At 64.3% G+C, this 13,704-nt stretch carries 11 protein-coding genes and 1 pseudogene; 8 read left to right on the top strand and 4 right to left on the bottom strand.

Annotated elements, in window-relative coordinates; all coding sequences use genetic code 11:
• The first annotated feature begins 3 nt into the window (after positions 1 to 3).
• The 4 genes and pseudogenes from EFAMC2_RS03880 to EFAMC2_RS10280 all read left to right on the top strand — a co-directional run.
• A complete protein-coding gene (locus EFAMC2_RS03880) occupies positions 4 to 1,167 on the top strand; it encodes a sodium ion-translocating decarboxylase subunit beta (RefSeq protein ID WP_154027304.1) in 1,164 nt (387 codons plus the stop codon).
• Between the two features lie 231 nt (positions 1,168 to 1,398).
• Positions 1,399 to 2,271, top strand: coding sequence for a LysR family transcriptional regulator (locus tag EFAMC2_RS03875; RefSeq protein WP_187325132.1), 873 nt, complete (start codon positions 1,399 to 1,401; stop codon positions 2,269 to 2,271).
• Between the two features lie 426 nt (positions 2,272 to 2,697).
• Positions 2,698 to 3,738, top strand: coding sequence for a lactonase family protein (locus EFAMC2_RS03870; RefSeq protein ID WP_154027300.1), 1,041 nt, complete (start codon positions 2,698 to 2,700; stop codon positions 3,736 to 3,738).
• 13 nt (positions 3,739 to 3,751) lie between these two features.
• Positions 3,752 to 4,150: pseudogene (locus EFAMC2_RS10280) on the top strand (hypothetical protein); the annotation flags it as partial.
• A 54-nt stretch (positions 4,151 to 4,204) separates the two neighbouring features.
• Here the strand turns inward: EFAMC2_RS10280 and EFAMC2_RS03865 are convergent.
• Complete coding sequence (locus EFAMC2_RS03865) at positions 4,205 to 5,962, bottom strand: ABC-ATPase domain-containing protein (RefSeq protein ID WP_154027296.1); 1,758 nt, start codon at positions 5,960 to 5,962, stop codon at positions 4,205 to 4,207.
• A gap of 199 nt (positions 5,963 to 6,161) precedes the next feature.
• Here EFAMC2_RS03865 and EFAMC2_RS03860 point away from each other — a divergent pair, with 199 nt between their 5' ends.
• The gene (locus tag EFAMC2_RS03860) at positions 6,162 to 6,866 is read left to right on the top strand and encodes a hypothetical protein (RefSeq protein WP_154027294.1); all 705 of its coding nucleotides are present in this window, start codon (positions 6,162 to 6,164) and stop codon (positions 6,864 to 6,866) included.
• A 340-nt stretch (positions 6,867 to 7,206) separates the two neighbouring features.
• Positions 7,207 to 7,446 carry a glutaredoxin family protein gene (locus EFAMC2_RS03855; protein ID WP_154027292.1) on the top strand — a complete coding sequence of 80 codons (240 nt, stop codon included), beginning with the start codon at positions 7,207 to 7,209 and terminating at the stop codon, positions 7,444 to 7,446.
• Between the two features lie 80 nt (positions 7,447 to 7,526).
• Here EFAMC2_RS03855 and EFAMC2_RS03850 read toward each other — a convergent pair whose 3' ends face one another.
• A complete protein-coding gene (locus EFAMC2_RS03850) occupies positions 7,527 to 8,090 on the bottom strand; it encodes a PTS glucose transporter subunit IIA (protein WP_154027290.1) in 564 nt (187 codons plus the stop codon).
• Positions 8,091 to 8,423: 333 nt separating this feature from the next.
• Here EFAMC2_RS03850 and EFAMC2_RS03845 point away from each other — a divergent pair, with 333 nt between their 5' ends.
• Together EFAMC2_RS03845 and EFAMC2_RS03840 are read left to right on the top strand one after the other, a co-directional pair.
• On the top strand, positions 8,424 to 9,404 hold the full coding sequence (locus EFAMC2_RS03845) for a TIGR02452 family protein (RefSeq protein WP_154027288.1): 981 nt from the start codon (positions 8,424 to 8,426) through the stop codon (positions 9,402 to 9,404).
• Between the two features lie 132 nt (positions 9,405 to 9,536).
• Positions 9,537 to 11,003 carry an alpha-amylase family glycosyl hydrolase gene (locus EFAMC2_RS03840; protein WP_154027286.1) on the top strand — a complete coding sequence of 489 codons (1,467 nt, stop codon included), beginning with the start codon at positions 9,537 to 9,539 and terminating at the stop codon, positions 11,001 to 11,003.
• On the opposite strand, the gene EFAMC2_RS03835 is transcribed toward EFAMC2_RS03840, so the two are convergent.
• Both EFAMC2_RS03835 and EFAMC2_RS03830 read right to left on the bottom strand, forming a co-directional pair.
• Positions 11,000 to 12,436 carry an NAD(P)H-dependent oxidoreductase gene (locus EFAMC2_RS03835; protein ID WP_154027284.1) on the bottom strand — a complete coding sequence of 479 codons (1,437 nt, stop codon included), beginning with the start codon at positions 12,434 to 12,436 and terminating at the stop codon, positions 11,000 to 11,002. The two genes, EFAMC2_RS03840 and EFAMC2_RS03835, sit on opposite strands and share 4 nt — an antisense overlap.
• Before the next feature lie 185 nt (positions 12,437 to 12,621).
• Positions 12,622 to 13,593, bottom strand: coding sequence for a 3'-5' exonuclease (locus EFAMC2_RS03830; RefSeq protein WP_154027282.1), 972 nt, complete (start codon positions 13,591 to 13,593; stop codon positions 12,622 to 12,624).
• Positions 13,594 to 13,704 lie beyond the last annotated feature (111 nt).

Here is a 13,704-nt window from a genome sequence, read left to right as displayed (position 1 = left end):
CCCATGCCGGAACTGGTTCAGGCGTTTTGGGAGAGCACGGGCTTCTCTCAGCTTTTCTCGTGCGACACCGTGCTCTTTGGCGTCGCGCTGCCCGGCGAGCTCATCATGATCTGCATCTCGCTCGTCCTGTTCTACCTCGCCATCAAGAAGGGCTTCGAACCCTACCTGCTCATCCCCATCGCGGCCGGCATGTTGCTCGTGAACCTGCCGCTCGCAGGACTCATGGACGGGCCCGTGGGCGCTCAGAGTGGCGGGCTCATCTACTATCTCTACCAGGGTGTCGAGCTGGGTATCTACCCGCCGCTCATCTTCCTGTGCATCGGGGCTGGGACGGACTTTGGCCCCCTGCTCGCCAACCCCAAGAGCCTGCTTCTGGGCGCGGCGGCGCAGCTTGGCATCTACGCGACCTTCCTCGGCGCCATCGCGCTCGGCTTCACGGGGCCCGAGGCGGCCTCCATCGGCATCATCGGCGGCGCGGACGGTCCCACGGCGCTCTATCTCACGAGTAAGCTCGCACCCGATCTCCTGAGCGCCGTCGCCATCGCCGCCTACAGCTACATGGCGCTCGTGCCCGTTATCCAGCCGCCCATCATCCGTGCGCTCACCACTGAGGGTGAGCGCAGGATTCGGATGACGCAGCCCCGCAAAGTCAACAAGACCGAGCGCGTCGTGTTCCCCATCGTAGTGACGCTCTTCACCGTGCTGCTGCTTCCCAGTGCTGCCACCCTCATCGGCATGCTGATGCTGGGCAATCTCATCAGGGAGTCGGGGAAGGTGCCGTTCCTTGTCGAGGCCCTGCAGAACTCGCTCATGTACATCATCTCCGTGCTGCTTGGCATCAGCGTTGGCGCCAAGGCGAGCGCCGCGATGTTCCTGCGCCCCGAGACGCTGGGCATCCTCTGCCTCGGCATCATCGCGTTCTCCATGGGCACGGCCGGTGGCGTGCTGCTCGGCAAGCTCATGAGCAAGCTCGACGGCGGCAAGACCAACCCGATGATCGGCGCTGCCGGCGTCTCTGCCGTGCCTATGGCGGCGCGCGTGGTGCATGTGGAGGGCCAGAAGGCGGATTCCAAGAACTACCTGCTCATGCATGCCATGGGACCCAATGTTGCCGGCGTCATCGGCAGCGCCGTGGCGGCAGGCATGCTGTTGCTCTTCTTCTCGTAGGCATTGGCTCATTTTTCCAACAAGCGCGCCCGGTGGCCATGCGGCTGCCGGGCGCGCCCTGTTTGCGGGCGGGAAGGCCTGAGTCCGACGGGCCGGTCGCGCGCAGTTCCCCGCCCTCTCAACGTTCCTACGTCCTCGCGTCCGCTCAGCCGCCTCCTCGTAGCTTTGACAACGCTTGCCTGCGGTGAAATGATGATTGGGCCAGAACAACGTCGAGGGTGGGCGGATATCGTGCGCGACTCGGACTGGGAGATTCTCGCGGAGCTTGGGCACAACCCGAATATCTCGCGGGCGGCGGCAAAGCTCTTCATGAGTCAGCCTGCGCTCACCAAGCGCCTCCAGCGCATTGAGGCCGAGCTTGGCGTGGCCGTTGCCATGCGCTCCGGCCGTGGTCTCGAGCTCACTGACGAGGGGGTCTATCTCTGCGAGCGCGGCGGCGAGCACGTGCGCTTCGTTGAGGAGACGCACAGGCATCTGGCGGAGATGCACGATTCCTCCACTATCGCGCTGCGCGTGGGCTCCTCCTACAGCTTCAACAAGTACCACCTGTGGGACGTGCTTGATGGCTACGAGATCTCCACCGGCAAGAACGTCCGCTTTGACGTGGTAAACGAGCAGAGCGACGTGCTGGTGACTCGTGTGATGGAGGGCAATCTTGACCTCGCCTTCGAGCAGGGAGAGTTCCCCGGAGGGCTTAGGCGCGCCTGCGTGCGCCATACGCCCGCCTATCTGGTGACGGCCTGCCCCGTGGATTTGCGGGACATCCTTAAGATGGATCGCATCACGTATCGCAGCTCCGCCCCTTCCATTGCGCTGCTCGACACGTGGTGGGAGCAGACCTTTGGTTCCAAGATTCCTGCTGGGTCCGGTGTTGGCTACATCGGCTTTGCCCTTGACCTCGTGGCGCGCGGGGAGGGCTTCTCGCTCGCGTTCCTTCCCGACAGCTTCCAGAACTCGCAGGGCCTTACGCTTGTCCCGCTGGTCATGCCCGATGGCAATCCTGTCGTTCGCAGCACCTATTGCGTCTGGGCACCGGGCGAGTTGACGCCGACGCTGGCCTCTTTCATCCGCTACATCGAGGATGAGGTTGCGCTTCCGCAGTAGTACACCACGCCGAGACCATCCCTTTCGGAGGGGTCGCGCCGTTGCGCGGCCCCTCTGTTTGCGTGATGCCGCTCCTATCCGATCTGGTGTGCACCATCCCCATCGCGTCCATGTGCGAGACCGTCTGACCCCTCGTTCCGGTATACGACCTTTACATACCGCACCCCTGTGCGCGGCGAACCACCGGCCATTCACCGATGAGAACCGCACACTCGTCCGTGAGACGATCAGACGAAACCGCATTGAACCTGCAGCGATTCGATTCGGGCATAACTGCTTCCCCGACGCGAATGTCAGGCTGCAAATACCTGCTGGTATCCGGTCCTAATCTACTCCTAGAAGAAGGCCGTGCGCATTCGCGGCCGCAGCGTCGCGGCATTGTTCGTTGCCGCTGCGGCGTTCAAATGGGAGAGAGGACGTACTACGATGATCGCGTATGTGGGTTGCCGAACCACGGAGGAGCGCAACGCAAGGGGCGAGGGCATAAAGGTCTACGAGATTGACGTCGCCGGGGCCTGGAGGCAGATTCAGTGTCTCAAGACGGAGGAGAACCCCTCCTACCAATGTCTGGATGCTACGGGGAAGTTTCTCTACTCGGTGCACGGAGACTTCACCATGGTCTCGAGCTATCGTGTGCTCGACGACCACAGACTCGAGCATCTCAACACGGTGAACATCGGTGGCAAGAACCCCGTTGACGTGACCGTGGACAAGCTCAACCGTCACGTGATCGTGGCGACGCTGCAGGGTGGCACCCTCTTTACCATCCATCGCAACGAGGATGGTTCGCTGGGCGAGGTCGTGGCGAAGTTCACCTACGCGGGCAAGTCCGAGGGCAAGGTCTCGACCATCCACCAGTGCTACTGGGACAACACGAAGAACTACCTCTTTGCCTGTGCCCAGGGTCGCGTGAACGGCTATGGGCAGATGCGTTGCCTCAGGTACGACCACGAGACGGGCGAACTCTCCGAGAGTGATCGCTTCCTGTCGCGTACCTGGGACGAGCCGCGTCACGCGGCCATGCATCCCAACAACCGCTGGCTCTATATGTGCGAGGAGAAGGGCAACAAGGTCCTCTACTTCCACTTTAATGAGGCGTCTGGGAAGATGGAGGCTCTGCAGGAGTTGTCAACCGTTCCGGAGACGGTGACCGGCTACTCCGATGCGAGCGAGGTCATGGTCGATCCGTCCGGCCGCTGGGTATTGGTCTCGAATCGCTATACGGACAGCATGGCCGTCTACCGCATCGACCCGATGACGGGTTACCTCAAGAATACGGGGTTCTTCCCCTGCCTCGGCAAGACTCCGCGCTTCTTCTGCTTCGGGCCCAACGGCAAGTGCTACGTGGCAAACGAGGACAGCGACACCATCGTCGAGTTTGGCTTCGACGCGACGACCGGTCAGCTCGTCCCAACTCTGAACATCGTTGAGACCGGCAGTCCGGTCTGCATCGTGTTCGCGCAGTGATGGAGGAGCGGGCATGAACGTTGGTCTTATTTCTCTGATCCTGCTGGTCGTGGCTATCGCCGTCGGGTTCGTCCGTAACGCCAACGTCGGCATCCTGAGCATCGCGTTGGCCACGATCGTCTGCATCGTCTTCAAGAGCGGCGATATCAATGCATCGACGGTCGTCTCTGGCTTCGGCACGTCGCTGTTCATCCAGATGGTGGGCGTGGCCTACCTGTTCTCCATCATCAAGTCCAACGGCACACTGGAGTTGGCGGCCAAGAAGGTGGTGAGCCTGGTTCCCGCACCTGCCATCCCGGTGGTCATGTTCTTGCTGGGCATGGTGCTGAGTGCGGCGGGCCCCGGCTCCATCCCGTGCCTGGCCATCATCCCGGTCATCTCGATCCCGGTTGCCGTCTCCGCCGGCGTGAACCCCATCATGACCGTGCCGCGCTCTGAATCGGTGCTGTCCCCCCCCTGTTCCCGCCTAGGCTCGCTGCGCGTCGCGCCAACGGTCGAGCGTGGCGTAGAGCTCTTGCGGGCGGGGGAGCGTAAGGCCGCACTCGGCGGCGCCGTGCTCGGAAAGCGTCTCCCAGCCCCCGTCATGTACGGCTTCAAATGCCGCCTCGACTACCTCGCGCTTCGTGTGCCGGCCGTCGAGTAGGCCCTGTCCGTCTGCCCAGAGCAGGAGCCGGGCGATGGCCGAGGTCTGCTCACCGCTCACGAGCTGCTCCACGAGCCTCAGGTCCGCGGCGCCCTCTCCTAGCGTGAGGTCGCTTCGGCCGCAGCGGGTCTTGATACGCCCCTCGCGCGGGGCGGCCGAGCCGCCGTGAGCCGGCCCGCGCCCACGGCCTCGGCCGCCGTGTCCCGCGACAAGGCGCACTGCGCAGGTGGTCTCCGCGGACGGGAGCACAAAGTCCCCGGCACGCGGCGTCTTGGGCGCGACAAGGCGTTCGCACACCTCGCGGGCATGCTCTGTGATGTCGCACGCCACGTAGCAGTCCATCTGCACCACCGTGTCTGCCACCGAGAAGAACGAGCCCGAGCTGCCGGCGACGATGACCGAGCTCACTCCTGCGGACTCCCACAGGTCGCGCACGCGCTCCACAAAGGGCGTGATGGGCTCGTGCTCGTGGCTCACCACCGCCTCCATCAGGCGGTCGCGCACCATGAAGTTGGTGGCGGAGGTGTCCTCGTCTATGAGCAGGGCGCGGGCGCCTGCCTCAAGCGCTTCGATGGTGCCGGCGGCCTGCGAGGTGCTGCCGCTGGCGTCGAGCGTGGAGAAGGCGTGGGTGTCCCGACCGTTGGGAAGCGTCCCGATGAAGAGCGAGATGTCCGCCGCGCGCACGGAGCGTCCGTCTTCGGCGCGGAGCTTCATGGCCGAGGCGTCGGTGATGACGAGCTCTCGCCCGTCTCCGGCAATATGGTCGTAGACGCCGTCCTGCAGGGCCTGGAGCAGCGTTGATTTGCCGTGGTAGCCGCCGCCGACGATGAGCGTCACTCCGCGACGGATGGCCATGCCCCTCGTGGGGCCGCGGTGTGGCAGGTCGAGCGTGACGCACAGGCTCTCCGGGGCTTCGAAGGGCCGGGCGCCGGTGAGGGGACGCGCGGAGACGCCGCTTAGGCGTGGCAGCACCGAGCCGTCGGCCACGAAGGCGACGAGGTCTCTGCGAGCGAGGTCCTCGCGAATGAAGAGCTGGTCGTCGGCAAGGTCTGCCGCACGACGCGCTTCCTTGATGAGCTTGTCGGTGGCGAGCAGCACCTCTTCCGCGCAGGCGGGGACGAGGTCGAGCAGCATGTGGTCGAGCGCCCGTGCGTCCGTGGTGCGGCCGTGCGCCGGGAAGCCTGCCTCGAAGCGCAGGGTGATGCCGCGTGCGTCCACCTCTGCGGCGGAGCGGGCCAGCACCTCGGGGCCGGGCCGGCTTGTTGCCAAAAGGCCGCTCTTGCCCGACCCTCCCGCCTCGTAGCTGCGACGGGAGAGCGCGCGCTCGAAGCGTCTGAGCAAGAAGTCCTCGAAGGCAACGCGGCGGTGCGGCTGGTCCCAGAGGCTCTTGGGGAAGCCCGCCACTTCGTGGGCAACCCACACGCTGAGTTTGGAGGGGGCCGCGAACGGGTCTCCCTGCACGTGGTCGATGGAGAGCGTGAGCCCTTGGAGGTCATACTGTCCGCGGAGCTGCTTGTAGGCGGGGTAGCCCCTATGGTCGATGCGGCTGAGGATGTCCTCGAGGTCGCGCATGGTCTTCATGATTGTCCCTTTCGGTCGTTTGATAGAACAGCATAGTCGAGCCAAAAGGTAACATCTGCCAATTAAGCCCTTTCCCCGCCTCGTGGGGTGCCGTGGGTTTACAAGCGCGAGACGGATTCCTTACAGTGGATTCCCCTCGAACTCGTAGACTCGGGGCATAGTCGTTCCGGACCGTGTCGGCCCGGGCAGAGGAGGACGCATGGCGGCATTGTCGGGTGTCACGTATCACGTCGTTATGGACTTCGGCCGGTTCAAGCAGCTCTACCTTGCCCAAAACCAGAGGTACATGCGCAAGGTGGGCATCGGGTGCGCCGTCGTGGGCTGGATGCTCTCGGTCTCCACGCTTGTCAAGCAGCTCTCCGGCCCGTCCCTCGAGGGACTCTCCACCCTCGTGCTCATGGTTGTCATTGCCGTCTTTGGCACCCTTATGGCCGTGCGGCCCTTTACGTTCTTTCAGACGCGCAAGAACGAGGTGTATTCCTACTTCGCCAACCACGGGGCCCAAGGCAGCGTTGGCGATGCGCTGGAGAGCCTCTCGTGCGAGTTCGACGTGCGTATCGAGGAGCTCGGCTTCGTCGAGGTTCTGGCAGACGGCAGCGAGGCTCGGGTCCCCTGGTTCTCGCTCACGGGCGAGAGCTTTGACTGCGACTTTGGCAACGTCTTTCCCTGCGACGATGGCAAGAACAGCTCCATGCTCTACAACATGCTTGGCATCAATGCCTACCTGCGCGAGGGGCTCGAGGGCGAGCCACTGGTGGTGCCGATGGAGGTCTTGGGCGCAAACCCTGGCCTCCATGGCGAGATCGCCTCGCTGATAGCGGCGGGGCGCAAGACCTACGGCAAGGGCGTTCCCGAGGGTTCCGCCGAGGAGCAGCGTCTTACCGCCTGGCTTGGGGAGCAGTGAGGCCGCCACTGTCGTTTAGCGCGCAGTCTGTTCGGGCGCGCGGCATATTTGGGCCCCGCGGGCGCTTGGCTCCTTATGTTGTTATTTTGGACCCGGTTTCTGAGCTAACATCGTGGCCTCGGGCATGGGCCTTTGTGGCGAACTGGACCTGGCCCCATGGGCGGTTTGTTTGGCCCTCGCTGCCGATCATGGCTCTCCCTCGAAAGCCGCGGCTGCCTGCCGTCTACGCGGACAGTTCGTTTGCCCTCGCATCTGACGGGGTATATGCGTAGCGAAAGCTCGTGAGTTCGCGGGCATGCCACATACGGGCATGCCCGCGTCCATATGAAGGGAGAATCCCATGGATAGCGTCTATGAGCTCTTTGTCCTGACCGGTTGCCCGTACTGCGCCAAGGTGCTCACGTTCATGAAGGACCGCGGCATCGAGCTCCCGGTTCGCAACGTCAGCGAGGACGCGGAGGCACGCAAGACCCTCGAGGCAGTTGGAGGCAAGGTCCAGTGCCCCTGCCTGTTCATTGATGGCAAGCCGCTCTACGAGTCCGATGACATCATTGCCTACCTGGACGCGCACGTGGCCTAGGGCGCGGTTGGCCCCCTAGCCGCCAGATGGGCACGAACCCGCCGCTGGGCACGAACCCGCCGCGCGATGCGCCGCCGCCGCTACTTTCTCACGATCAGAATCGGGTCGCCAAGCTTGACGAGCGGGCGCCCGCCAAGCAGGGTGCCGGACTCGCCCACGTGGTCCACGGAGGTCTTGTCGTCCGTGTTGGAGACGGCCACGATCACCACGTTCTCGTGCCCCGCCGCCTCGATGGCGTCCGGGTCGAAGACGATGAGCGGGTCGCCGGCCTTTACGCTGCGGTTGGACTCGACGAGCCTGCTGAAGCCCTTGCCCTGCATGTCCACCGTGCCGAGGCCGATGTGGATGAGGACCTCAACGCCGCCCTCGCCGAGGATGCCGATGGCGTGGTTGGTGACGGTGGTGGCGGCGACGCGCCCGTTGACCGGGGAGTACAGCACGTTTGAGCCAAAGGGCAGGATGCCGTAGCCATCGCCGAGAAGTCCCCCGGAGACGACGGTGTCGTTGATTTCCTTGAGCGGGACGAGCACGCCCGTGATGGGGGCGTAGACGGTGTCCGGGCGTGTCGCGAACGTGGCCGATATCGGCTTGTCCGAGGTGCCGGTGCTCGTAATCACGCCTTTAATCATGCTCAGCAGACCCATGTGTCCTCCATATCGTTGGTCCAAGTTCCCAATGTTGGGAGAATTTCCCACTCATGATGGCCCAATCGTCAATTCGGGCGGCCAACGTGTCTGTGAGCGGGCCGTTTCGGGCGGGCGGACGGCACGAGCCCGGGCGTTGCCGCACTCCACTCCTCGGGGCGGTACCATCGGCCACAAGCCTGAGGTGTCGAGTTGTGCAGAGGCTGCTTGTGCTCTTGGGCGCAGGGCGTTGAGCGTGGATGCGTGCGGCTGCGGGCAACTGTCGTCCTCAACAAGCCAGCTCTTAGGCTCTACAATGCGCCTAACTGCCGTTTTCTTCGCGAGGGGATACTCATGGCTGACACGAACGAGCGTAGGAATGCCCGCCGCGGGGGTCGTAGGGACGAGCGCACACGCGCGGGGCGTGATAATCGCAGGGACGAGCGCAAGGCTCAGGCCGTCTCTCACACTGCCGAGATGCACGACCGCTTCGCAAACGAGATTGAGCGCTCGGCCAAGGGCGCTACCTTCTACGACGCGGCACCGAAGCCCAAGGACGGAGCCGCGGCCGTGGTACCCACGGTGTCCGTGATCGAGCAGGACAGCGTGGGTGCCGTGCTCGAGCTCGGGCGCGGCATCGCGAGCGCCTGCGACCTGGCGGTGCTCGATTTTGCCTCCTTCACCTACCCGGGCGGCGGCTACGACCGCGGCACCATGGCCCAGGAGGAGTCCCTTTGCGCCGAGTCGTTCCTCTACAACGTGCTGAAGCAATTTGGTGGCTGGTACGCCGAGAACAGGCGCCGCAACATCAATTGCGAGCTGTATCGTGACCGTGTGGTCGTGGTTCCCAAGGTGCGCTTCGAGCGCGACAGGTTCCATTCGTATGCCGACGTCATCGTGGCGTCTGCACCCAACTCGCGCCGTGCCCGTGCGGAGTATCACGTCGATGCCAAGACGCTCGAGCGCTCGATGCGCAGCCGCATTCGCCTCGTGCTGGGCATTGCAGATCAGCTCGGTCACGACAAGCTGTTGTTGGGCGCCTTTGGCTGCGGCGTCTTTGGGTGGGACGCCGGGATGGTGGCCCGCATGTTCCGTGAGGAGCTCGCGAGCGGCACCCATGCGTTCAGTCAGGTGACGTTTGCCGTGCCCAAGGGCCGCCATGACGAGAACCTTGAGCACTTCCAGCACGCCTTCGCAAAGTTCCCCGAGGAGAACAGCGATCCGTATGTGAGCCGTGCCGCTGCGGCCGAGGCCAAGGCGAAGGCAGAGGTCAGTCAGGCGGAAGCCCCCGATGACGACGACGAGGGCGAGGACGACTGGCGCAAGTACCTGTAGGCCGTGGGCCTGGAGGGGTGTGGACTGGTTCGAGGCACGGCCCTCTCCCTCCGCTTTTGGGAGCGGCGGGCATGCCCGCACGGTGCCGGCGTGGGGGTTGCCGGTCTGCGGGTTTGACGAACGGAGGATGTCATGTGGGCTTATGAGTCGACGTTCTACCAGATATATCCGCTTGGCTTTTGCGGTGCCCCTCGCGAGAACGCACCGGTGGGCGAGGGGGCTCCGGCGCCGCAGGGTGCCGGAGCCCCCATCCGAAAGGTGGCCGATTGGGCCCCGTACCTCGGCAAGATGGGATTTGGCTCCGTGTTGCTGAACCCGGTGTTCGAGAGCGACTCCCATGGCTACGACACGCGTGATCTCACGTGCCTCGACCGGCGTCTTGGCTCCAACGCCGACTTTGCCGATGTGGTGCGCTCGTTGCACGGGCGGGGCGTTCGCGTGGTGCTCGACGCGGTCTTCAACCACGTGGGTCGCGGCTTCTGGGCTTTCCGCGACGTCCAGGAGAAGAAGTGGGACTCTCCGTACAAGGACTGGTTCATCATCAGCTTCGACGGAAACTCCAACTACAACGACGGCTTCTGGTACGAGGGATGGGAGGGCCATTTTGAGCTCGTCAAGCTCAACCTGCGCAATCCGGCCGTCGTTGACTACCTGTTGGGCTGCGTGCGCGGCTGGGTGCATGGCTTTGGCATCGATGGGCTGCGGCTGGACGTGGCCTACAGCCTGGACCGTGACTTCATGCATCGGCTCCGTGAGCTGGCCAACGGGCTCTCGGTCGAGGTGCCTGAGAGTGCGGCTGAGGACCTCGGGCGCTTTGAGCCTGGCGCCGCGCCCGCGCGTCTTGGTGGCGACTTCGTCCTCATCGGCGAGACGCTCCACGGTGACTACAACCAGATCGTGAGCGACGGTATGCTGCACTCCTGCACCAACTACGAGTGCTACAAGGGACTCTACTCGAGCTTCAACAGCCAGAATTTGTTCGAGATCGCTCACTCCCTCCACCGTCAGTATGGTGGCGACCCCTGGTGCATCTACCGAGGCATGCATCTGCTGAGCTTTGCCGACAACCATGACGTGACGCGCCTGGCGAGCATCCTTGCCAACCCGGCTTGCATTCGTCCGGCGTACGGCGTGCTCTTTGGTATGCCGGGTATTCCGTGCGTGTACTACGGCAGCGAGTGGGGCGCCACGGGCACTAAGGGCGCGCATGATGACTTCGACTTGCGCCCGGCCTTTGAGGTCCCGGTCGACAACGAGCTCTCGGGCTTCGTACGGTCGCTCGTTGCCGTGCGTGGCGGCCATGCCGAGGGCGTGTCTGCCGACGCGGCCGTTCGTGTGGAGCGTGCGCTCTGCTATGGGGCCTACCGCAACGTGGTGATCCAGAATAAGCAGCTGCTCTTCGAGCGGGCGTGTGACGACGCATGCGTGCTCGTTGCCGTGAATGCCGTGGGTGATTCGCTTACGTTCAATGCGGGTGAGCTCAACGGCACCTTCGTCGAGCTCCTTGGGTCTGGTGACGTCCAGGCGGGGGAGTCGGTGGAGCTTGGCGGCTCGCTTGAAATTGCCCCGTATGAGGTGCGCTACCTGCTGCGCACCTAACGGGAATCGAGGCTGAAGGCGGGTGCCGCGTTGATGTCGGTGTCCGCCTTTTTGCATCCGGCGTGCCAGCCGAGCTCGACCACGGCCCTGTACGCGATGCGCGGAAGCGCGCAGCGAGTCGCAATGACGTTCAGCTCCGCAAGCTCGGCGGCCCGTCTACGCTCGTCCGCGAACTTCGCCGACTCGGAGACGGAAAGGCCGGAGCGTACGGCAACGATGAGCCTGTCCATGGCCTCGGAGGTGGCCCTGCGCAGGGCGCCCATCCGGGGCGTGTCGGCAACCTTGGGCAGCATGCCGCCGGCGCCCACGGCAAGCCCACCGCTCCAGGTGGCTCCCGTCGCCTCGCACCAGTTCCTCAGCACCGCAAATGACGTCATGATTTGCTCAGGCTCATAAAACCCGAGGTTGGAGATGGCATAGATGCGGGTGCCTCGTGCGATTGCCTTCGTTGCGCACAGCTGGTCGAGCGTTGCCAGGAGGTTGGACGGCAGGGCGTCCATGTAGAGCGGATAGGCGATGACGATGGCATCGCAGCGGGAGAGCTCCGCTGCGGCCGGCTCCGTCGTGGCTTCTGCCACCATGGGCCTGCCTGCCGTCCCCCGGCCACCGCCGTCTTCTGCGAGCGCGAGCACGCCTGAGGGCAGGCTCCTGAAGCGGACCGTCGCGCGCGGGGCCTTGCTCGCGCCGCCAAGCCGGTCGTAGGCCGCGAGGGCGTCCGAGAAGTCCTCGAGCAGCGCGTGGGTTGCGCTTTGTGCACCTCGGGGACTTCCGTGGATGAGCCCGATGCGCGTGGGGCAATGCGGCTGCCTGCTATGTTGCCGCGCACCCTCCTCGAGCTCAAGGGGAGAGGCCTTGAGTACGTCGCCTGCGCCTCTCCGCCCAGCTCTGAAGGGCATCTCGCTCTCGGTGAGGCAGGCGGGTATGTCGAGGGTGTCTTCGCAGAACCAGACGCCCCTGATGTCCGTGTCTTGGTTGAGCTGGCTTGCGGCGGCTGTTGCGAGGAATCCCTCGCGCTCGGATGGGGTGCTTGGACCGTAGAGGACAATTCGCTCGCGAAGCCTTGTTCCGGTGCCACCGGAGCGCAGCGAGCCGTCATAGCGCATGCGATGGTGGAGCTCCCCGTCAACGATGCGAAAGCAGGGATGTAGGTAGGGAAGCGTCCGGTCAAGCCCGCGCTTCACGAGGGAGCTGAATCCTCCATGGGTGTTGCGGCTTACCACGACGAGCTCGTCCGCCGTACCAAGGAGGCGGCCGAGCTGCTCGAGCCCATCTCGCATGACACAGGTGCCTGGCGAGGTTACCCAGCAGCCGAAGCATCCCCTGCAGGCATGGCCGCGCTCGAGTTCCTCCCTGGCGTATATGACGTCAAATTCAGACGCCACCCCCAATTGCTCGAGGGTGGCGCTATCAAGGTCGCTCAGCAGAGCCCTCATGGTGACTTCCCGATTGGTGTGGTGGCAGAGGTTTCGGTCAGGCTGGCGCACCGGCGATGGTGTGCCAGGTGAGATTTCTGTCAGCTCTGGTGAGCGGGTTGCTAGGACGTGCGAGCGGCGTTGCGCAGGCCTTGGCGAGGCCAATGCTTGCGCTTATGGCTCCTCTGGTCGGCTCCTGCTGGAAGCTACGCGGTCTTGAAGCAGTTGCGGGCGTCGAACTCGGCCTGTACGGTCTTTAGCATGAGCTCGGTGTCGTCGAGGCCCTGGTGCACCTCATTCTCGCTGGCCCGCAGCGTGCCACGGCGGCGCGCCCAGTTTTCGAGCGCGGCCGGGCTGGACTCACGCGGCAAGGTCTTGACCTCGGGGTCGAGCTGACGGCAGATGTCGCGCGAGTCGATGGGCACAATCTTGCCGGCCTTGCGTGCCTCGGCGTAGCCATCGAGGTGCAGGGTGAACCAGCTGTCCTCGAACGCGGCGTTGTGGGCCATGAACGGGTACTTCTTCATGAGCTTGAGAATCTTGGCCTGCAGAGCCTTGTTCTGACGGAAGGGCGTCTTGCCGTCGACGTCCGCCCAGGTGATGTGGTGGATGCGCTCCAGGGGCACGCCCTTCTCGCGGTACATCTCGGGCAGGCCGCAGAAATAGACCTCGGGGTCATAGGGCACGGTGTCCGGGCCGAGGTCCATGAGCTCGAAGCCCACGTTGATGATGTACCCACGGTCTGGGTAACGGTCAGTGGTCTCGATGTCGATGCCGAGGATGGTGCCCTTGATGGGCTTGGTGACGTAGGCAACACCGAGATTGTTGCGGTCGCCGCCAACCTCGCGGATGACCGTGGACTTCTTGCGCTTCTGCAGCGCCGCCACCTGGCCGCAGAGGTCGTCGTCACTCATGCCGCGGGCGAGGCTGGAGTCTCGCACGTTGTTGAGGCGCTCCGTGCCCATCTGGTCCACGAGGTCGCGGTTGCGGTCTGCGAGGTCGCGGATGACGTCATACGTAAACGGGGGATTGTCGTTCTTGGCGAACTCCTCGCGCAGCGTCTGCATGGCCTCCTCGTTCTTCTGGCGCTCGGAGTCCATGGCGCCAAAGCCGCTGCCATAGACGAGCTCGGGGAAGAAGAAGGCGTTCGCATGCTCGAGTGCCTGGGGTACGTTCATCGGGGGCTCCTGTTCTGGGGCGCGTTTGTGCCTGCGTGCCCGGTCGTTGTTCCGCACGGCATGGTATCACGCACGTGCGAACCTGACGAAAGGACACGCAACAAAACGGGA

The sequence above is a fragment of the Olsenella uli genome, from assembly GCF_901212655.1.
Taxonomy (GTDB): Bacteria; Actinomycetota; Coriobacteriia; order Coriobacteriales; family Atopobiaceae; genus Parolsenella; species Parolsenella uli_A.
Note: the sequence above shows the minus strand (reverse complement) of the source record. Positions and strands in the feature narration are given on the sequence as shown.